This is a genomic window from Streptomyces achromogenes (assembly GCF_030816715.1).
Taxonomy (GTDB): Bacteria; Actinomycetota; Actinomycetes; order Streptomycetales; family Streptomycetaceae; genus Streptomyces; species Streptomyces achromogenes_A.
Genome location: NZ_JAUSYH010000001.1, coordinates 4,830,308 through 4,849,065 on the forward strand (window position 1 = coordinate 4,830,308; position 18,758 = coordinate 4,849,065).

Below are 18,758 nucleotides of genomic sequence, written 5' to 3' on the forward strand. Positions count from 1 at the left end.
CGTCGCTGTGGCGGTCGGGGCGGGGCAGCCCGGGCGGCGCTTCGCCGCGGTGGTGATCGAAACGGGACCCGCGGAACGATGTGCCGGTGTTCGGGCGTTGGACTCGGCAGAACGGGGGGTGGTGTGGCGATGACGCGAGCGAGCGATACCCAGGGCGGTTCGGTGACGGTCAGCAAGGAGGGCCTGCCCGCCTGGCTGGACCCGGTGGTGCGCGCCGCGGAGACCGTCCAGCCGCCCCAGCTCAGCCGCTTTCTCCCCCCGGCGGACGGCGCGGGGCGCCAGTCGGCCGTCCTGATCCTGTTCGGCGAGGGCGACCGCGGCCCCGAGCTGCTGCTCATGGAGCGTGCGAGCTCCCTGCGCTCCCACGCGGGCCAGCCGTCCTTCCCGGGCGGCGCCCTCGACCCGGAGGACGGCGACCCGCACGGCGACGGGCCGCTCAGAGCCGCCCTGCGCGAGGCGGAGGAGGAGACCGGGCTCGATCCGTCCGGCGTCCAGCTCTTCGGCGTGCTGCCCAAGCTGTACATCCCGGTCAGCGGCTTCGTCGTCACCCCGGTGCTGGGCTGGTGGCGTGAGCCGAGCCCGGTGGGCGTCGTCGACCCCGGTGAGACGGCCCGGGTCTTCACGGTCCCCGTGGCGGATCTCACGAATCCGGGCAACCGGGCCACGACCGTGCATCCGAGCGGCCACCACGGCCCGGGATTCCTGGTCGAATCGGCCCTTGTGTGGGGGTTCACCGCCGGCGTGATCGACCGATTGCTGCACTTCGCGGGCTGGGAGCTGCCCTGGGACCGTGAGAAGCAGGTCCCGCTGGACTGGCGGTCATGACAGGGTGAGCCCCGTGAATGTGCTGGACATCCTGTTGCTGGTCGCCGCCCTCTGGTTCGCGGTCGTGGGCTACCGCCAGGGCTTCGTCGTCGGCATCCTGTCGGTGATCGGCTTCCTGGGAGGCGGCCTCGTCGCCGTGTACCTGCTGCCCGTGATCTGGGACGCGCTGACCGAGAACTCCGAAGTGAGCACCACGGCCGCCGTCGTGGCGGTCATCGTGGTGATCGTCTGCGCCTCGATCGGCCAGGCGCTCACCACCCACCTCGGCAACAAGCTGCGCCGGTACATCACCTGGTCCCCGGCCCGCGCGCTGGACGCGACGGGCGGCGCGCTGGTCAACGTCGTGGCGATGCTGCTGGTGGCCTGGCTGATCGGCTCCGCCCTGGCCGGCACCACCCTGCCCACCCTCGGCAAGGAGGTCCGCAGCTCCAACGTGCTGCAGGGGGTGTCCCGGGCGCTGCCCGCCCAGGCCGACACCTGGTTCGCCGACTTCTCCTCCGTCCTCGCGCAGAACGGCTTCCCGCAGGTGTTCAGCCCGTTCTCCAACGAGCCGATCACCGACGTCCGGCCGCCCGACCCGGCGCTCGCGAACAGTGCGGTGGCCAAGCGCGCCCAGCGCTCCATCGTCAAGGTCATGGGCACCGCGGAGAGTTGCGGCAAGGTCCTGGAGGGCACCGGCTTCGTCTTCGGCGAGCGCAGGGTCATGACCAACGCGCACGTCGTCGGCGGGGTCGACGAGCCCACCGTCCAGATAGGCGGTGAGGGGCGCAAGTACGACGCCACGGTGGTGCTGTACGACTGGAAGCGCGACATCGCGGTCCTGGACGTGCCGGACCTCGACGCGCCGGCCCTGCGGTTCACCACCGAGGACGCCGCGAGCGGCGACAGCGCCATCGTCGCGGGCTTCCCGGAGAACGGGGCGTACGACGTCCGGGCCGCGCGGGTGCGCGGGCGCATCACCGCCAACGGTCCGGACATCTACCATCGCGGCACCGTGCGCCGTGACGTGTACTCGCTCTACACGACCGTCCGTCAGGGCAACTCCGGAGGCCCGCTCCTCACCACCGACGGCAAGGTGTACGGCGTGGTCTTCGCGAAGTCCCTGGACGACGCCGACACCGGCTACGCCCTGACCGCGGACGAGATCCAGCAGGACATCTCCACGGGGCGTACCGCGGGCCAGCAGGTGGACAGCGACAGCTGCGCTCTCTGACCGGCTCTCCCGTGCGGCACGAGACGTTCGGCCGTGCTCTCCCGTGCGGTACGAGACGTTCGGCCGCGCTCTCCTCGGGCCGTCCGCGGACTGCGTCAGCCTCGGGGGTGGCGCAGGCGGACCGAGACCCAGCGGGCCCGGCGGCGCAGGATGCGCGGAATGCCCACCCGGAGATCGGAATCCGGAAGTTGCGGGTCCGCGCCTCGTCGGTGAGGGCTCAGGCCACTGGCCGAGCGGCGGTTGCGTCCTGCGTCACTGTAGTCGTGCGTCCAGCCCATACCCGGACGTCTGCCCCTGCCCCAAGGTCGATAACCGCCCCCGGAGCCGCCAATTGGCCTATGCGTCAGGCATTTGGCCGATCGTCGTACAGGTGTGCCGAGCCGTATGCCCGGGCGCGGCCGAACGGTGTACCGATCGCGATCGAACGGTCACCGGTCGGGTTCGGCATCCTTCAGCCAACTGATCAGTTCGGTGGAGAAAGCGACCGGATCCTCCTCGTGCGGGAAGTGCCCGAGTCCGTCGAACAGCCTCCAGCGGTACGGCGCTTCGACGTACTCGCCGGAACCGGCCGCACTGCGGGTGCGCATCACCGGATCGAGGGAGCCGTGCAGATGCAGCGTGGGCACCCGCACCGGCCGCTTCATGCGCCGGTAGAACTGGACACCGTCCGGACGTGCCAGCGAGCGCACCAGCCACCGGTACGGCTCGACGGCGCAGTGCGCGGTGGACGGAATGCACATCGCGCGCCGGTACGTCTCCACCGCGTCGTCCTCCGGCAGTCGCGGCCCGGACCAGTCCCGCATCAGCCGGCCCACCAGCTCGCCGTCGTCGGCGGTGAGCTGCCGCTCCGGGATCCACGGACGCTGGAACCCCCAGATGTGGGAGCTCGCGGCGCTCTGCCGGACGTCGGCCAGCATCGCCGAGCGCCAGCGCCGGGGATGCGGCATCGACGCGACGACCAGCCGCCGCACGAGCTTGGGGCGCATCACGGCCGCCGTCCACGCCAGGTAGCCGCCGAGGTCGTGGCCGACCAGCGCGGCGTCCGGCTCGCCCAGGGAGCGGATCACGCCGGTGATGTCGAGGGCGAGGTTGGCCGGGTCGTAACCCCGGGGTGTGCGGTCGCTGCCGCCCACGCCCCGCAGATCCATCGCCACGGCCCGGAAGCCGGCGTCGGCCAGCGCGACCAGCTGGTGCCGCCACGTCCACCAGAACTGCGGAAAGCCGTGGACGAGCATGACGAGCGGACCGTCACCGGCCTCCGCGATGTGGAACCGCGCGCCGTTCGCGGCGACCTCGCGGTGGGTGACCGGCACGCCGAGGACCGCGTCCGGCCGGACGAGCGAGGCGGGCGGGGGCGGGGGAAGCGCGGGGTCCGTCATGACGACGAGCGTGCCACAGCCTCGAGGGCCTCCGGCGCCCGCTCCTGGGCCAGCTCGGGTCGCGGGTGCGGCTTGGCGTTCTGCAGGACGCCCGCCGTCTCCTTCATGGACGCGGCCACCTTCTGCGGTCCCTTGCCCTTCTGTGCCTTCTTCGCGAAGACCACGCCGAGCAGCCCGAGGACGCCCGCGACCAAGCAGTTCGCGACGAAGGACAACAGGAAGCAGATCGCGAGGTTCCAGTCGGTCCAGGTCCGGATGCCGTACGCCAGGGCGAAGTTCAGCATCGGCAGGGAGAACACCAGGACCGCGCCGGCCACCGAGAACAGCCCGCCGCTCAGCGCGCCGCGTTTCACGTCCTGCTTCAACTGCGCCTTCGCCAGCGCGATCTCGTCGTGCACCAGCGCCGACAATTCGGTCGTCGCCGAGGCGAACAGCTGGCCGATGCTGCGTTCGGCGCCGACCGGGCTGCCGTCGGGTGCGCTCATCGCGTTCTCCCTCTCCTGCTGCTGCTCTGTGTTTCCGGGTTCTTTTGTACCGTCCCGTCAGATCATGCCGGACGGTCGCCGTCCTCGCCTGCCCCGCCCGGCACTTCGGCAAGCCCGTGGCGCGCGGCGGCGTCTTCCTGGGCGAGCCGCCGGCTGATCTCCTCGGCCGTCCGGCGGTGTTCGGCGGCCTTGCGGTCGTGGATCTCCGCCATCCGCAGGTGGTACGCCGGGTCGTCCTGCTCGTAGATGTCGGGGATGCCGTCGAGGTCGTCGTCGCGTTCCTCCGTCTCGCACATCCGGCGGTACCGGGCGTTGCGCAGCTTCAGCAGCACCGTCGCCAGGGATGCCGCGATCAGCGAGCCCAGCAGGACGGCGGCCTTCACCTCGTCGGTCAGGGCCGCGTCGCCCTCGAAGGCCAACTCCCCGATCAGCAGCGAGACGGTGAAACCGATGCCGGCGAGGGACGCGACGGCGAAGACGTCCGCCCAGGCCAGGTCCTCGCTGAGTGAAGCCCGGGTGAAACGGACGGTCAGCCAGGTTCCGCCGAAGATGCCGAGCGTCTTGCCGACCACGAGGCCCAGCACGACGCCCAGTGTCTCCGGCTGGCCGAACACGTCCGCGAGGGCGCTGCCCGAGAGGGTGACCCCGGCGCTGAACAGGGCGAACAGCGGGACCGCGACACCGGAGGAGAAGGGCCGCACGACGTGCTCGATCCGCTCGCCGGGTGACTGCTCCTCACCGTCACGCGTCGTGCAGCGCAGCATCAGCCCCATGGCGACGCCGGCGACCGTGGCATGGACGCCGCTGTTGTACATCAGCGCCCACACGGTCAGCGCGAGCGGCACATAGACGTACCAGCCGCGCACGCCCGAGCGCAGCAGCAGCCAGAAGACGACCAGCCCCGCCGCCGCGCCGCCCAGCGCGGCGAAGTCGATGCTGCTCGTGAAGAAGACCGCGATGATCAGGATGGCGAAGAGGTCGTCGACGACGGCGAGAGTGAGCAGAAAGGCGCGCAGCGCGCTCGGCAGCGACGTGCCGATGACGGCGAGCACGGCGAGCGCGAACGCGATGTCGGTGGCCGTGGGCACGGCCCAACCGCTTACGTCGCCGCCCCCCGTGAGGTTGGTGAGCGTGTAGACGAGTGCCGGAACGGCCATGCCGCTCAGGGCTGCCGCGACCGGGAGCGCGGCGGCTCTCGGGTCCTTGAGGTCACCGGCGACGAGTTCTCGTTTGAGTTCGATGCCGGCGACGAAGAAGAAGACGGCGAGGAGGCCGTCCGCCGCCCAGTGCTCCACGGAGAGGTGGAGTCCGAGGGCCTCGGGACCCAGGTGGAAGTGGCTCGCGCTCTCGTAAGAGCCGTGCAGTGCGGGTACGTTCGCCCAGATCAGCGCGGCCACGGCGGCCACGAGCAGCAGGACCCCGCCGACGGTCTCGGTGCGCAGGGCCTCCGCGACGAAGTTCCGTTCGGGGAGGGAGAGCCGTCCGAACACCTTGCGGGGAGCGGGGCCGGGAGCCGGGGGGCGGGGCGCGTTCACGGGGGGACCTCCGGTCGGTGGGCAGGGCTGAGCACATGCCGACCAGACTTCCCGGCGCACCTGAGGGTCACGTTTCTTCCTGAGCCTACCCACGACACGGCGGGACGCATCACGAGCGCGCGGCTCGTGTGCGTCGCACAGGCGTCCTCCCAGGTGCGGGGGTGCGGCAGCGTGAGGGCGCGGAGGTGCGGGGCGCGTGAGGGCCGCCCGGCGCAGCGCGCGCCGGACGGCCCTGTGGAGAGCGTGTCCGCGGGGCCCCGGAGGGAGAGCCCTCGGGGGCTCAGTCCTCGCTGGGTGCGGCGGGGAGCTTGGCCTGGATGAGGTCCATGACCGTGGAGTCGGTCAGCGTGGTGACGTCACCCAGCTGTCGGTTCTCCGCGACGTCCCGCAGCAGCCGGCGCATGATCTTGCCGGAGCGGGTCTTCGGCAGCTCCGCCACCGGCAGGACGCGCTTCGGCTTGGCGATCGGCCCGAGCGTGGCGCCCACGTGGTTGCGCAGGTCGGCGACGAGATGCTCGTCCTCCGCGTTCGCCGTGCCGCGCAGGATGACGAAGGCGACGATGGCCTGCCCGGTCGTCTCGTCCGCGGCGCCCACGACGGCGGCCTCGGCGACGGACGGGTGGGACACCAACGCCGACTCCACCTCGGTGGTGGAGATGTTGTGACCCGACACCAGCATCACGTCGTCGACGCGCCCGAGGAGCCAGACGTCCCCGTCGTCGTCCTTCTTCGCCCCGTCGCCCGCGAAGTACCTGCCCTCGAAGCGGGACCAGTAGGTGTCGAGGAACCGCTGGTCGTCGCCCCAGATGGTGCGCAGCATCGACGGCCACGGCTCGGTGAGGACCAGATAGCCGCCGCCGCCGTTCGGCACCTCGTTGGCCTCGTCGTCGACGACGGTCGCGGAGATGCCCGGCAGCGGCGTCTGCGCCGACCCCGGCTTGGTCGCCGTCACGCCGGGCAGCGGCGAGATCATCATCGCGCCGGTCTCGGTCTGCCACCAGGTGTCCACGACGGGCGTGCGGTCGCCCCCGATGTGCTTGCGGTACCAGATCCACGCCTCGGGGTTGATCGGCTCCCCGACCGAGCCCAGCACGCGCAGGCTGCCGAGGTCGAACTTCGCGGGGATGTCGTCGCCCCACTTCATGAACGTGCGGATGGCGGTCGGCGCCGTGTACAGGATCGTGACCCCGTACTTCTGCACGATTTCCCAGAAGCGGCCTTGGTGCGGGGTGTCGGGCGTGCCCTCGTACATGACCTGCGTCGCGCCGTTGGCCAGCGGCCCGTACACGATGTAGGAGTGCCCGGTGACCCAGCCGACGTCGGCGGTGCACCAGTACACGTCGGTCTCGGGTTTGAGGTCGAAGACCGCGTGGTGGGTGTAGGCGGTCTGCGTGAGGTAGCCGCCGGAGGTGTGCAGGATGCCCTTGGGCTTACCCGTGGTGCCGGAGGTGTAGAGGATGAAGAGCGGGTGCTCGGCCTCGAACGCCTCGGGCGTGTGCTCGGCCGACTGCCGGTCGACGGCCTCGTGCCACCACACGTCGCGGCCCTCGGTCCAGGCCACCTCCTGGCCGGTGCGTCGCACCACGAGGACGTGCTCGACGTTGTCCACGCGCGCCACGGCGTCGTCGACGGCCGGCTTCAGCGCGGACGGCTTGCCGCGCCGGTAACCGCCGTCGGACGTGATGACGACCTTGGCGTCCGCGTCCTGGATCCGGGTGGCCAGCGCGTCCGCCGAGAAGCCGCCGAAGACGACGGAGTGCGCCGCGCCGATCCGGGCGCAGGCGAGCATCGCGATCGCCGTCTCGGGGATCATCGGCATGTACACCGCGACCCGGTCGCCCTTGCGAACTCCCAGCTCCAGCAGGGCGTTGGCGGCCTTGGAGACTTCGTCCTTGAGCTCGGCGTAGGAAAGTGCGCGGCTGTCGCCCGGTTCACCCTCGAAGTGGATGGCGACCCGGTCTCCGTTGCCGGCCTCCACGTGCCGGTCGACGCAGTTGTACGCGACGTTGAGTTCGCCGTCCTTGAACCACTTGGCGAACGGCGGGTTCGACCAGTCCAGCGTCTCGGTCGGCTCCTTGGCCCAGGTGAGCCGACGCGCCTGCTCGGCCCAGAAGCCGAGCCTGTCAGCCTTGGCCTGCTCGTACGCCTCCGCCGTGACGTTGGCGTGGGCCGCCAGCTCGGCGGGCGGCGTGAACCTGCGCTCTTCCTTGAGCAGGTTGGAAAGTGAAGGAGACTCGGTCATACGCCACTCTCCTTCCCCAGCAGGTTGGCCAGGCTTTCGTTGTTCACGACATCTCCCTCTCGAAGGGTGTCCGTGTCCGTTGTGTCCCAGGCCACAGCTCATCAGACCCGAGGGGCCGGTGACAAGGGCCGACGAATAATTGGTTTAGACCTGCCCGGGGTGGTGGGGCGCCCCGGCGCGGGGGTTGCGGCGCCGGGGTGGTCGGTTCTGAGGAGCGGGCCGGGGTGACGTGAGGTGCTCGCCCCCGTCGCGGTGCGCCAGGGGTCACCCGTACCCACGGACACGGGGCGGGAGGAGTTCAGCAGGTGTAACGCCTCTCACACCGCCCGCCCCGTCGGCCGTGGCTCAGGCGGACACGTCCGCCACCCCGACGTGGTCGAAGACCTCGCCGCCGTCCGGCCCGGCCCCGGTGAGCAGATACGTCTGTGCCTCGCCGACATGGAAGTACAGCCCGTGCAGCTCCAGCGCCCCGGCCTGAAGCGCCCGGGTCACGGACGGGTGTGTGCGCAGGTGCTCGAGCTGCTGGACGACATTGGTCAGGCACAGCTGTTCGGCTGTGTCCGCCGCCGCCCGTCCGGCCAGCCGAGCGACGGGACGGCTGTGGTCGGCCATCCGCTCCAGGCTCGGCAGGCCGTGCCGCAGCCACCGTCTCAGCGGCGTGCGCGCCGCGCCGGGCTCGCAGGTGAGCAGCGCCTGCATGGCTCCGCACCCCGAGTGGCCGCACACGGTGATGGACCGCACGTTCAGCACGTCCACCGCGTACTCGATCGCGGCGGCCACCGAGTCGTCCCCGCTCTCTTCGCCGGGCGGGGGCACCAGGTTGCCCACGTTGCGCACCACGAACAGGTCGCCGGGACCACTGGAGGTGATCATCGACGTGACCAGCCGTGAGTCGGCGCAGGCGAGGAACAGCTGGGACGGCTGCTGCCCCTCCCGCGCCAGTCGGGCCAGCTCGCCCCGCACCAGCGGCGCGGTGTTGCGCTGGAACGCGCTGATGCCACGGACGAGCCGGCGTGCGCTCGGCTCGGACGCCCTCGGTTCGGTTCCGCTTCCCGGCCCCACGGCTTCGGCAGTTCCGGCGGACCGGTGGGCCCCGGCGTCTCCGTGGCCGTCATCGGTCCTCCCGGTACGGGCGCAGGCGCCGCTGCCGGGATTGCCGCCGACTTCGAGAGCCCCGTCGGCATCGGCGGGCCCATCGCCCCCGGACCGGGCCCCGTCGGCCGCGGCTTCGGCCGCCGATCCGTCTGCCTCGGCGAGGCCCGCGAAGCCGTGCCCTGGCTCGTCATGCACTGGCTCGTCATGCACTGTCACGCCATGCATCGGTTCGCTGTACCACCTGACCGGTTCCCTGGCCGACGGCGTCGGCTCCGAGGTGCCGGACTCGCCACCCGAACCGGTGCCCGAACCGGTGCCCGAACCGGTGCCCGAGCCGGTGCCCGAACCGGTGTCGGCACTTCCGTCGGCACTGCCGTCGGCACCTTCGAGGAGGGACAGCGGGGCGGAACGCGGCTGCTCGCACTGGTGGTTGCGCCAAGGCGTCCAGGGACGGCAGCGGCAGTCGGCGAGGGCAGCGCCCACTTCCTGGCCGTCAGCGGCGCCTTCGGCGGCGGCAGGCTCGAGGAGTCTGCCCCCGAAGGCGGAGCGCCGGCCGGTCAGGTCGACGGAGCCGCCGTGTGCGGTGTGCGTCTTCTGCCAGTGCTGCAGGGACTCGTAAGCGGCGTGATCCATGAAGGAGCCGTCCAACTCGACGACGACATGGGTGCCTTGGGGGACGAGGTGCAGGATGCGGCTGAGCCGCGGCACGGCCAGGAACGTCAACTGGCCTCTGACCTGTACGTGATGGACTCCTTCCTTCTCGGTGTGCGTGATGCGGGTGCGGGCGAGGCGGTGCAGGGCCACCGCCACGGCCACGGCGATGCCGAGGGCCACGCCTTCGAGGACTCCGAAGACGACCACTCCAAGGGTGGTGACGGCGTACACCAGCACCTCTCGGTGGCGCGTCACCGTGCGAATGTGGTGCAGGGACACCATCTGGATACCGACGGCCATCACCAGGGCGGCGAGTGAGGCGAGCGGGATGAGATCCAGGATCGGGACCATCAGCAGCGCGGCGACTACTACGAGAACGCCGTGCAGCATCGTGGAGTTCCGGCTCACGGCACCGGCTCGGACGTTCGCCGAACTGCGCACGGCCACGCCCGCGACCGGGAGTCCGCCGAGCGCGCCGGAGACGATGTTGGCCGCGCCCTGGCCGAGCAGCTCGCGGTCCAGATCGGAGCGGCCGACGCGGGCGGAGCGGGAACCGAGCAGGCCGGGGCGGGTGGCGATCATCTTGTCCACGGCGACCGCGCCGAGCAGCGACTGGACACTGCAGACGAGCGTGGTGGTGAGCACGGCGGCCACCAGCCCGAGCACCGGCCCCTCGGGGAGCCCGGCCAGGGCGTGACTGCTCCAGGACGGCAGGTCGACCTTCGGCAGGGTGAGGCCGGCGAGCGCGGCCATGGTGGTCGCGCCGGTGACCGCGACCAGCGCGGCGGGCACCTTGTTCAGCAGGCGGCCCGCCCGCCCGGGGATACGCGGCCAGAGCAGCAGCAGGGCCAGCGTCAGCGCGCTCACGACGACGGCCGCGGGGTGCAGGTCGGCCAACTGGGGTGGCAGGCTTCGAAGGTTGTCGAGAACGGAACTCTGCGGATTGCCGCCGAGGACGACATGGAGCTGAGCGACGGCGATGGTGACGCCGATGCCGGCGAGCATGCCGTGCACGATGGCGGGACTGACGGCGAGGGCCGTGCGCGCCACGCGCAGACAGCCGAGGCCCAGCTGGGCGAGTCCGGCGAGAACGGTGATGGCGCAGGTCGTCCGCCATCCGTAGCGCTGGATGAGATCGGCGGTGACGACGGTCAGGCCCGCAGCGGGGCCGCTGACCTGGAGTGGCGACCCGCCGATCCAGCCGGCGACGATCCCGCCCACGGCGGCGGCGACGAGGCCGGCCTGAAGGGGCGCGCCGGTGGCGAGGGCGATGCCGAGGGACAGCGGGAGGGCGATCAGGAACACCGCGATCGACGCGGAGACATCGGCGCCCGCGACGCGGAAGCGGCGGTGAGGGGGTGGTGGCGGACTGTGGGGCTGCTGGACGCGCTTCGTTCGCTTCGAGTGGGCGGTGGTGCGGGTGGGGACGCAGGCGGACATGGTTCCCGTCTCCTCCGGGGCAGCGCGGTCGCGGAACAGGTGGTCCCCCGGCTGTGGCGGGGGCGGTCGCGGCCGTGGGTCACGGCGTGCAGCGGCGGGATGAATCTCAACGCTCGGTAAACGAATCGTAATGCAGAGTAAAGGTCAAGCATGGATTTTTGCGGCAAATAGGGCAAGAAATCGCCTGAAAGGGTGAAGTGGTCTTTTTATCGGCTTGTCGTACTAATTCCCTCTCGATCTCATGCGATCTTGACGGCGCCGTCGGCTCGTTCCGGCGCGTCGTCAGAGAACGCCGTCGCCGGCGTTGGCCGAGAGAAGGAAGAAGGTGGGCCGGACATGGCCGCCACCCAGAGGATCGCCGCAGGCGCAGTGGTCGCCGCGGCCGTAGCCGCATCGCTCGCCGGTTGCGCCACGGGAACCGGTGGTTCCCATGGCTCCGAGGAAGGGGTTTCGGGGGCGGAGAAGGCGAAGCCGGCGCCCGCGCCCAAGAGCCTCGTCCGGCTGATCGGCGACGGCTCCACCGCGTACACCGGAGCACAACCCCACCTGCCCCGGGCTGAACGCCTCAAGCCGGGCCAGAAGCCGCCGCAGTTCGTGGTCTTCTCCTGGGACGGCGCCGGCGAGGACAGCCAGAAGCTCTTCTCCCACTTCCGCAAGGTCGCCAGGGACAACCACGCGACCATGACCTACTTCCTCAGCGGCGTGTACATGCTGCCGGAGGAGAAGGCCGACCTGTACAAGCCGCCGCAGCATTCGCCGGGGCGCTCGGACATCGGGTTCAACGACGAGCAGGGCATCGCCGCCACCGTGAAGCAGCTGCGCCTGGCGTGGCTGGAGGGCAACGAGATCGGCACCCATTTCAACGGCCACTTCTGCGGCAAGAACGGCGGCGTCGGCGAGTGGTCCGTCGAGGAGTGGAAGGACGAGATCGACCAGGCCAAACAGTTCGTCAAGACCTGGAAGAGCAACACCGGCATGAAGAAGGCGCCCCCGCTGCCCTTCGACTACGACAAGGAGCTCGTCGGCGCGCGCACGCCCTGCCTCGAGGGTCAGAAGAACTTCATGACCGCCGCGCGCCGGCTCGGCTTCCGCTACGACACCAGCGGCGTCAACAACCAGGTCTGGCCCGGCAGGAAGCAGGGCCTGTGGGACCTGTCCATGCAGCTCGTGCCCTTCCCCGGCCACCGCTACGAGCAGCTCACCATGGACTACAACTACATGGTCAACCAGTCCGGCACCGCCACCCAGGGCGACCGGGCCAAGTTCGCCTACTGGGGCGACCAGATGCGCGACAGCCTGCTCAAGGGCTTCCACCGGGCCTATGACGGCAATCGCGCGCCGCTGATCATCGGCAACCACTTCGAGTCCTGGAACGGCGGCACGTACATGCGCGCCGTCGAGCAGGTCGTCGAGCACGTCTGCAACAAACCCGACGTGCGCTGTGTGTCCTTCCGGCAGCTGGCCGACTGGCTGGACGCCCAGGACCCGGCGGCCCTCGCCAGGATGCGCACCCTGGGCGTGGGCGAGGCCCCGAAGCAGGGCTGGGCGTCCTTCCTCTCCGGCCACCCGGCCCCTGCCCCCAAAGGCGTGCCCGGGGCGCCCGCGGTGAAGCAGTAGCCAACGAGGACCATCGACGCCGGCCGGCGCGGGTGCCGGCGGTCACGGCAGGCGCCGCCGACGGGGCGCCTGCCGAAGGGGACGGCCGAATCCGTCACACGGAGGCTGTGGCGGTGGCGCCTTCCCCGAGGACGAAGCCGGGGTCGACCTGCGCGGCCAGGTCGGCCCCGGTGCGTTCGTTGCCCCAGGACTCGGGCGTTCTTGAGGTGGAAGTGCACCATCTGACGGGTGTAGCGCTCCCAGTCCCGCTTGTCGTACGCCGCGTCGACGGTCGTCCGCAGAAGGTCCAGAGCGTGACGGTTGGCGTCCTCCAGGAGCCCGAACCGGGGCGGCCGGCCCTTCTCCATCGCGCGCACCCAGTCCGAGTGCCCGACCGTCACGAGCAGGTCGTCGCCGACTTCCGTTCGGAGGAAGTCGACGTCGTCCCGGCCCTGCACCTTGTTGCCGACGACCTTCAGCTCGACGCCGAAGTCGCGGGCGTACTCCTTGTACTGGCGATAGACGGAGACCCCCTTGCGCGTCGGTTCGGCGACGAGGAACGTGATGTCGAAGCGGGTGAACATGCCGGAGGCGAAGGAGTCCGAGCCGGCGGTCATGTCGACCACGACGTACTCGTCACGACCGTCCACCAGGTGGTTCAGGCACAGCTCCACCGCCCCCGTCTTGGAGTGGTAGCAGGAGACCCCCAGGTCGGCTTCCGTGAAAGGTCCCGTGACCATCAAACGGACGGCGCCACCGTCGAGTTCCACCGGCCGGGCGCACGCGTCGTACACCGGGTTGTCCTCGCGCACCCGCAGCAGACGCGAGCCCCCGCCGGGCGGAGTCGTCTTGATCATCGTCTCGGCGGAGGCGACGCGGGGGTTGGAACCGCGCAGATAGTCCTTGATCAACGGCAGCCGGTCGCCCATCGCGGGCAGTCCGGCGGCGTCCGACTCGTCGAGGCCGAGCGCGGGGCCGAGGTGCTGGTTGATGTCCGCGTCGACCGCGATGACGGGTGCGCCGGATTCGGCGAGGTGACGGATGAACAGGGAGGACAGGGTCGTCTTGCCGCTGCCGCCCTTCCCGACGAAAGCAATTTTCATGTTCACCAAGCGTAGTGACCAGTTAGCTGTATGTGACAGGAGTGCGTGAAGAAGACCACTCCTTCGTGGGGTGCGGGCGCCGGTTGCGTAGGGTCGTACTCATGAGTACGACAGGCGCGTCCGCCGATCCGCTTGCGGCCCTGGGCTCGTTGCCCGGCGTGGCCGAGTCCGTGGAGTCCGTCCGCAAGGCCGTGGACCGGGTCTACGGCCACCGCGTCATGCGCCGCCGCAGCGGCGCGGTCACTTCGGAGGCCGCCCTGCGCGGAGCCCGCGGCTCCGCGGCGCTGTCCGGGGCGGACTGGGCCCTGGAGGAGGTGCGCCGACGCAGCGACTTCGGCGTGGACGGTGAGGCGCGCGTCATGGGCGCCTCACTGCGGCTCACGGCGGAGGCGGGCCAGTTGCTGTCCATCTGGCGGCAGTCGCCCCTGCGGGTGCTGGCGCGCCTGCACCTCGTTGCCGCCGCGAGCAACGGTGACGAGGTCGGCCGCCCGCGCCACGCCGGGGAGCCGGTCGACGAGCCGTTGATCGAGCTGCCCCTGCCGGTTGCGGACGAGCTGGCCGGCCGCCTGGAGGGCCTGTCCGAACTGATCATCGCGGGAGGGTCCGCGCCCGCCCTGGTGACGGCCGCGGTCGTGCACGGGGAGCTTCTGGCGCTCCGCCCCTTCACCTCCCACAACGGTCTGGTGGCGCGGGCCGCCGAGCGTGTCGTCCTGATCGGCAGCGGCCTCGACCCCAAGTCGGTCTGCCCCGCCGAGGTGGGGCACGCCGAGCTCGGCAGGGCCGCCTATCTCGCGGCCCTGGACGGCTACGCGTCCGGCACCCCGGACGGCATGGCGGCGTGGATCACCCACTGCGGCAAAGCCGTGGAGCTGGGCGCCCGCGAGTCGACAGCGGTGTGCGAGGCGCTGCAGCGCGGAGCGGCATGACGACACCCCGCGCGCGGACGGGCGTGGCGGCACCCCACGCGCGCGGGGGCAGCGGCATGAAAAAAGGCCCCACGTGGGGGCCCTGCAAAGGGTTGCGGCGGTACGAGTCCTCGTACCGCCGCTGGCATGATCACCCGGTTACCAAGCGTCCTCGATATATGCCCATCAGGTCGGGACTTTGCCCGTCACCTGGTGCGGCTGGCCCGTAATCGACGGGTCGACGTCGCGTGGGTGCCCGGTTCTCATGCGCGGTCCGTGGGGCCAAATGCGTTATTAAGGTGATCCTCTCGGATGTCCTTGGTCTCGCGGGCCGTTGAGTCATTTGTACTCCAGGACCCGGACAAGCGGAAGCCCTGGCACCAGTTCTTTACTTTTACTCTCAAACAACAGTGAATTCGAAGGAAACGGTCATTGTGGAGCGCTGCTTCGCAGGTGACGGCCGGAGAAGGAAGAGCGGCGTCCGCCTCAGACCGTTGCCGTCCGGCGCCTGCTGGCGTACCAGACCAGACCCGCGGTGGCCGCTGCCGCTCCTATGGCCGCCATGGCGACGAGTGCCGGGCGGGGCGGCACGGAGAAGGCGGGGATCCGCTGCTTGAGGCGCACCGGCCGGTGGAAGTCGAGAATCGGCCAGCCGCGCGCCACGGCCTCGCGCCGCAGCGCCCGGTCCGGGTTCACCGCGTGCGGATGCCCGACCGACTGCAGCATCGGCAGGTCGGTCGCCGAGTCGCTGTAGGCGTAGCAGCGGGAGAGGTCGTAGCCCTCGGACACGGCCAGCTCCTTGACCGCCTCCGCCTTCGTCGGACCGTACGCGTAGTACTCCACCTCGCCGGTGAAGCAGCCGTCCTCGCCCACGACCATCCGGGTGGCGACCACGCGGTCAGCCCCGAGCAGCTCGCCGATCGGCTCGACCACCTCGGCGCCCGAGGTGGAGACGATGACCACGTCACGGCCGGCGACGTGGTGCTCCTCGATCAGTGATGCCGCCTCGTCGTAGATGAGGGGGTCGATCAGGTCGTGAAGGGTCTCGGCCACGATCTCCTTGACCTGTTGGACGTTCCAGCCGCGCACGAGGGCGGACAGGTACTCGCGAGTCCGCTCCATCTGGTCGTGGTCCATGCCGCCGACGAGGAAGACGAACTGGGCGTATGCGGTGCGCAAGGCCGCCCGGCGGTTGATCAGCCCGCCTTGGTAGAAGGACTTGCTGAAGGTGAGCGTGCTCGACTTCGCAATGACCGTCTTGTCCAGGTCAAAGAAGGCCGCTGTGCGGGGCAAGGAGTGGTTTTCCACAACCAAGAGCATAGGGGCAGCCCATTCGGCGTAAGGTGGGCGCGTGGGTTTGCCTGAGAGGGCTCTCGGGTACACCATGGAAGTCACGGATCGTTCGCGACCGTGCTAACCCGGTCCGGCTCCTCCCCCCCCGAGTCGGCCGTGGAGACGACCCCCGCTCTCCCCCCCGGCGGGGGTCGTCGCATGTCCGGGTGGGTTTTCTCCTTCTGAACGCGGCGGGTGCACCGTTTCGAGGCGGCTACGGCCGCCTCTTTCGCATGCCCGCACACCGTCACGGTCCGTAGTCGTCGGACTGCTCTGCGGAGGTCGCGCGGGAGATGGTGCGGTGCTCACCGGTATGGGTGATGGCGATATTCACAACTCTCCGCTCGTCCACAGTTTTCCACCAAGATCCACATGATTTCCGGGTTCGTCGCACCGTGATTCCCACGCCTCCGCTCGGGCCGGCTTCACATGGCCGGTTCCGTTTGCCGGACGCCTGCCGCCGGTTTCCGGTGGCCGCTCATACGGGGACCGCATGCCGGTTCCCCGCGCATTGGTGAATCACGGGACCGCAGACACTGCGCGACCCGCAGTGAAGGGGGATGGAAAGCATGACCGGAGCCGTCACACACGAGCCGCCGCCCACCACCGGAGGGCGCCCGGGCAAACCTCTGATCGTCACGGAGGATCCGGACCTCCTCGACGACCTGCTGCGCCTGTGCGCCGCGGCCGGCGCCACACCGGAGGTGCACCACTCGACGCCGGAGCGCCGGGGCATCTGGGAGTCCGCGCCGCTCGTCCTGGTCGGCGACGACGCGGCACGCCGCGTGCGCGGGGCCGCCCGCCGACGTGGGGTGGTCCTCGTCGGTCGCGACCAGGACGACTCGGGGGTGTGGCAGCGCGCCGTGGAGATCGGCGCCGACCACGTCCTGATGCTTCCCGACGGCGAGCAGTGGCTGGTCGACCGCATCGCCGACGTCGCCGAGGGCATCGGCCGGCCCGCCCTCACCGTCGGCGTGATCGGCGGTCGCGGCGGCGCGGGAGCGTCCACCCTCGCCTGCGCCCTCGCCGTCACCTCGGCACGCGAGGGGCTGCGCACCCTGCTGGTGGACGCCGACCCACTGGGCGGTGGACTCGACGTGCTTCTCGGCGGCGAGAGCGCCGAGGGCCTGCGCTGGCCCGCCTTCGCCGCCTCACGGGGGCGGGTCGGCGGCGGCGCCCTGGAGGAGTCGCTGCCCCGACTGCACTCCCTGCGTGTCCTGAGCTGGGACCGAGGCGACTGCGTCGCCATCGCGCCCCAGGCCGTACGCGCGGTGCTCGCGGCGGCCCGACGCAGGGGCGGCACGGTCGTCGTCGACCTGCCACGCCGTATCGACGACTCGGGTGCCGAGGTTCTGGCCCAGCTCGACCTCGGCCTCCTCGTGGTCCCCGCCGAACTGCGCGCCGTCGCCGCAGCCGGGCGCGTGGCCTCCGCCGTCGGCATGGTCCTGCGCGACCTGCGGGTGGCGGTGCGCGGCCCCTACGGACCGGGGCTCGACGACGGTGAGGTGTCCCGCCTGCTCGGGCTGCCGCTGGCCGGCGAGGTGCCCGTCGAGACGAGCCTGCTGCGTCCGGACGGCGGTAAGGCGCCGCCGGGTGCGACCGCGCGCGGGCCCCTCGCCCGCTTCTGCAAGGAGTTCTGGGAGCGGGCGCTGACCGAGACGGGCAGGTCATGAGCGCGCCGCTCGGCCTCGAACGGACGAGCGAGGCCGGGGCGTTGCTGGACGGCGTACGCCGGTGGCTCGCCGAGAGCGGGGCGGACCCGACTCCCGCGCGCGTGGCGCAGGCCCTTCGCGAACAGGGCCGGGTCCTCGGGGACGCGGAAGTCCTCGGGGCGGCCGAGCATCTGCGCAGCGAACTGATCGGCAGTGGCCCTCTGGAGCCGCTGCTGGCCGACCCCAGGGTGACGGACGTACTGGTCTCCGCCCCGGACCGGGTGTGGGTCGACCGCGGCGGCGGCCTCGAACCGACCGGTGTCTCCTTCCCGGACGCGGCGGCCGTGCGACGCCTCGCGCAGCGGCTGGCGGCGGTGGCCGGACGGCGGCTGGACGACGCCCGCCCATGGGTCGACGCCCGGCTGCCGGACGGGACGCGACTGCACGCGGTGCTGCCCCCGGTGGCCGTCGGCTGCACCTGCCTGTCGCTGCGCGTCGCGCGGCCCCGCGCCTTCACGCTCGAGGAACTGGAAGCCGCCGGCACGGTCCCGCCGGGTGGCGAGCGGGTGCTGCGGGCCCTGCTGCGAGCCCGATTGTCCTTCCTGGTGAGCGGTGGGACGGGGAGCGGCAAGACGACCTTGCTGAGTGCGCTCCTCGGCCTGGTCGGGCCAGGGGAGCGGATCGTCCTGGCGGAGGACTCGGCGGAGCTGCGACCGGATCACCCGCACGTAGTCCGCATGGAGAGCAGGCCCGCCAACCAGGAGGGGGCGGGGCTCGTCACGCTCGAGGACCTGGTGCGCCAGGCCCTGCGAATGCGGCCGGACCGGCTTGTCGTGGGCGAGGTGCGAGGGCGGGAGGTCGTCGATCTGCTGGCCGCGCTCAACACGGGCCACCAGGGCGGCTGCGGCACGGTCCACGCCAACGCCGCAGGCGATGTCCCCGCCCGGCTGGAGGCGCTCGGTACGGCGGCCGGGCTCGACCGGGTCGCCCTGCACAGCCAGTTGGCGGCAGCCCTGTCGGTGGTCCTGCATCTGGCACGCGACCCGGCGGGCCGACGGCGGATCGCGGAGGTGCACGTGCTGGAACGGGATCTGTCCGGATTGGTGCGGACCGTGCCGGCACTGCGCTGGACGCCCGAGGCCTTCGCTCGCGAACGGGGGTGGGAGCGGCTGCGGGAGCTGCTGCGGAGCGAGGAGGACGACGAGTCGAGCGATGAGGAGTGAGCGGTGGGGAGGGAGCCGTGATGAGTGAGGAGGGCGACGAGGCGAAGGGCGCTGCGAGAGGGGGTGTTGAGCGCGGTGG

Annotated in this window: 13 protein-coding genes and 1 pseudogene; 6 read left to right on the forward strand and 8 right to left on the reverse strand. The window is 71.1% G+C overall.

The genetic code is table 11. The annotated features are described in order from the left end of the window. Window positions 1-129 precede the first annotated feature (129 nt). The gene (locus QF032_RS21770; protein ID WP_307044941.1) at window positions 130-825 is read left to right on the forward strand and encodes an NUDIX hydrolase; all 696 of its coding nucleotides are present in this window, start codon (window positions 130-132) and stop codon (window positions 823-825) included. A gap of 13 nt (window positions 826-838) precedes the next feature. Next, the gene (locus tag QF032_RS21775; protein WP_307044942.1) at window positions 839-2,038 is read left to right on the forward strand and encodes a MarP family serine protease; all 1,200 of its coding nucleotides are present in this window, start codon (window positions 839-841) and stop codon (window positions 2,036-2,038) included. Between the two features lie 95 nt (window positions 2,039-2,133). Here the strand turns inward: QF032_RS21775 and QF032_RS21780 are convergent, their stop codons facing one another. The 6 genes from QF032_RS21780 to QF032_RS21805 form a co-directional block, all read right to left on the reverse strand. Next, window positions 2,134-2,316: a hypothetical protein gene (locus QF032_RS21780; RefSeq protein ID WP_079041174.1), complete on the reverse strand. Its 183-nt coding sequence runs from the start codon at window positions 2,314-2,316 to the stop codon at window positions 2,134-2,136. 150 nt (window positions 2,317-2,466) lie between these two features. Next, on the reverse strand, window positions 2,467-3,417 hold the full coding sequence (locus QF032_RS21785; protein WP_306950193.1) for an alpha/beta fold hydrolase: 951 nt from the start codon (window positions 3,415-3,417) through the stop codon (window positions 2,467-2,469). Beyond that, complete coding sequence (locus QF032_RS21790; protein ID WP_306950192.1) at window positions 3,414-3,902, reverse strand: phage holin family protein; 489 nt, start codon at window positions 3,900-3,902, stop codon at window positions 3,414-3,416. The genes QF032_RS21785 and QF032_RS21790 overlap by 4 nt, the downstream gene beginning before the upstream one ends. A 62-nt stretch (window positions 3,903-3,964) precedes the next feature. Then, window positions 3,965-5,437 (reverse strand): Na+/H+ antiporter NhaA, encoded by a 1,473-nt coding sequence (gene nhaA / locus QF032_RS21795; RefSeq protein ID WP_307044944.1) that lies wholly within the window; start codon window positions 5,435-5,437, stop codon window positions 3,965-3,967. A 280-nt stretch (window positions 5,438-5,717) separates the two neighbouring features. After that, entirely contained in the window at window positions 5,718-7,679 is a 1,962-nt protein-coding gene (gene acs, locus QF032_RS21800; protein ID WP_307057151.1) for an acetate--CoA ligase, read from the reverse strand. 345 nt (window positions 7,680-8,024) lie between these two features. Continuing rightward, a complete protein-coding gene (locus QF032_RS21805) occupies window positions 8,025-10,868 on the reverse strand; it encodes a bifunctional SulP family inorganic anion transporter/carbonic anhydrase (protein WP_307057152.1) in 2,844 nt (947 codons plus the stop codon). A 336-nt stretch (window positions 10,869-11,204) separates the two neighbouring features. Between QF032_RS21805 and QF032_RS21810 the strand changes: the two genes are divergently transcribed. After that, window positions 11,205-12,485 carry a hypothetical protein gene (locus QF032_RS21810; RefSeq protein WP_307044948.1) on the forward strand — a complete coding sequence of 427 codons (1,281 nt, stop codon included), beginning with the start codon at window positions 11,205-11,207 and terminating at the stop codon, window positions 12,483-12,485. Between the two features lie 94 nt (window positions 12,486-12,579). Here QF032_RS21810 and QF032_RS21815 read toward each other — a convergent pair. Next, window positions 12,580-13,567 (reverse strand): annotated as a pseudogene (locus tag QF032_RS21815) (ATP-binding protein). Window positions 13,568-13,668: 101 nt separating this feature from the next. On the opposite strand from QF032_RS21815, the gene QF032_RS21820 reads away from it, so the two are divergent. Next, on the forward strand, window positions 13,669-14,493 hold the full coding sequence (locus tag QF032_RS21820; RefSeq protein ID WP_307044952.1) for an oxidoreductase: 825 nt from the start codon (window positions 13,669-13,671) through the stop codon (window positions 14,491-14,493). A gap of 465 nt (window positions 14,494-14,958) precedes the next feature. Here the strand turns inward: QF032_RS21820 and QF032_RS21825 are convergent, their stop codons facing one another. Beyond that, complete coding sequence (locus QF032_RS21825) at window positions 14,959-15,792, reverse strand: HAD family hydrolase (protein ID WP_306950178.1); 834 nt, start codon at window positions 15,790-15,792, stop codon at window positions 14,959-14,961. Between the two features lie 581 nt (window positions 15,793-16,373). Here QF032_RS21825 and ssd point away from each other — a divergent pair. Further along, window positions 16,374-17,477, forward strand: coding sequence for a septum site-determining protein Ssd (gene ssd, locus QF032_RS21830; protein ID WP_307057154.1), 1,104 nt, complete (start codon window positions 16,374-16,376; stop codon window positions 17,475-17,477). Beyond that, the gene (locus tag QF032_RS21835) at window positions 17,474-18,679 is read left to right on the forward strand and encodes a TadA family conjugal transfer-associated ATPase (protein WP_307044956.1); all 1,206 of its coding nucleotides are present in this window, start codon (window positions 17,474-17,476) and stop codon (window positions 18,677-18,679) included. Before ssd ends, QF032_RS21835 begins: the two co-directional genes overlap by 4 nt. Window positions 18,680-18,758 lie beyond the last annotated feature (79 nt).

Coding starts and splice junctions, on each gene's coding strand:
- QF032_RS21770 (WP_307044941.1), top strand. CDS start 130: ATGACGCGAGCGAGCGATACCCAGGGCGGTTCGGTGACGGTCAGCAAG.
- QF032_RS21780 (WP_079041174.1), bottom strand. CDS start 2,316: ATGGGCTGGACGCACGACTACAGTGACGCAGGACGCAACCGCCGCTCG.
- QF032_RS21785 (WP_306950193.1), bottom strand. CDS start 3,417: ATGACGGACCCCGCGCTTCCCCCGCCCCCGCCCGCCTCGCTCGTCCGG.
- QF032_RS21790 (WP_306950192.1), bottom strand. CDS start 3,902: ATGAGCGCACCCGACGGCAGCCCGGTCGGCGCCGAACGCAGCATCGGC.
- acs (WP_307057151.1), bottom strand. CDS start 7,679: ATGACCGAGTCTCCTTCACTTTCCAACCTGCTCAAGGAAGAGCGCAGG.
- QF032_RS21805 (WP_307057152.1), bottom strand. CDS start 10,868: ATGTCCGCCTGCGTCCCCACCCGCACCACCGCCCACTCGAAGCGAACG.
- QF032_RS21810 (WP_307044948.1), top strand. CDS start 11,205: ATGGCCGCCACCCAGAGGATCGCCGCAGGCGCAGTGGTCGCCGCGGCC.
- QF032_RS21820 (WP_307044952.1), top strand. CDS start 13,669: ATGAGTACGACAGGCGCGTCCGCCGATCCGCTTGCGGCCCTGGGCTCG.
- QF032_RS21825 (WP_306950178.1), bottom strand. CDS start 15,792: ATGCTCTTGGTTGTGGAAAACCACTCCTTGCCCCGCACAGCGGCCTTC.
- ssd (WP_307057154.1), top strand. CDS start 16,374: ATGACCGGAGCCGTCACACACGAGCCGCCGCCCACCACCGGAGGGCGC.
- QF032_RS21835 (WP_307044956.1), top strand. CDS start 17,474: ATGAGCGCGCCGCTCGGCCTCGAACGGACGAGCGAGGCCGGGGCGTTG.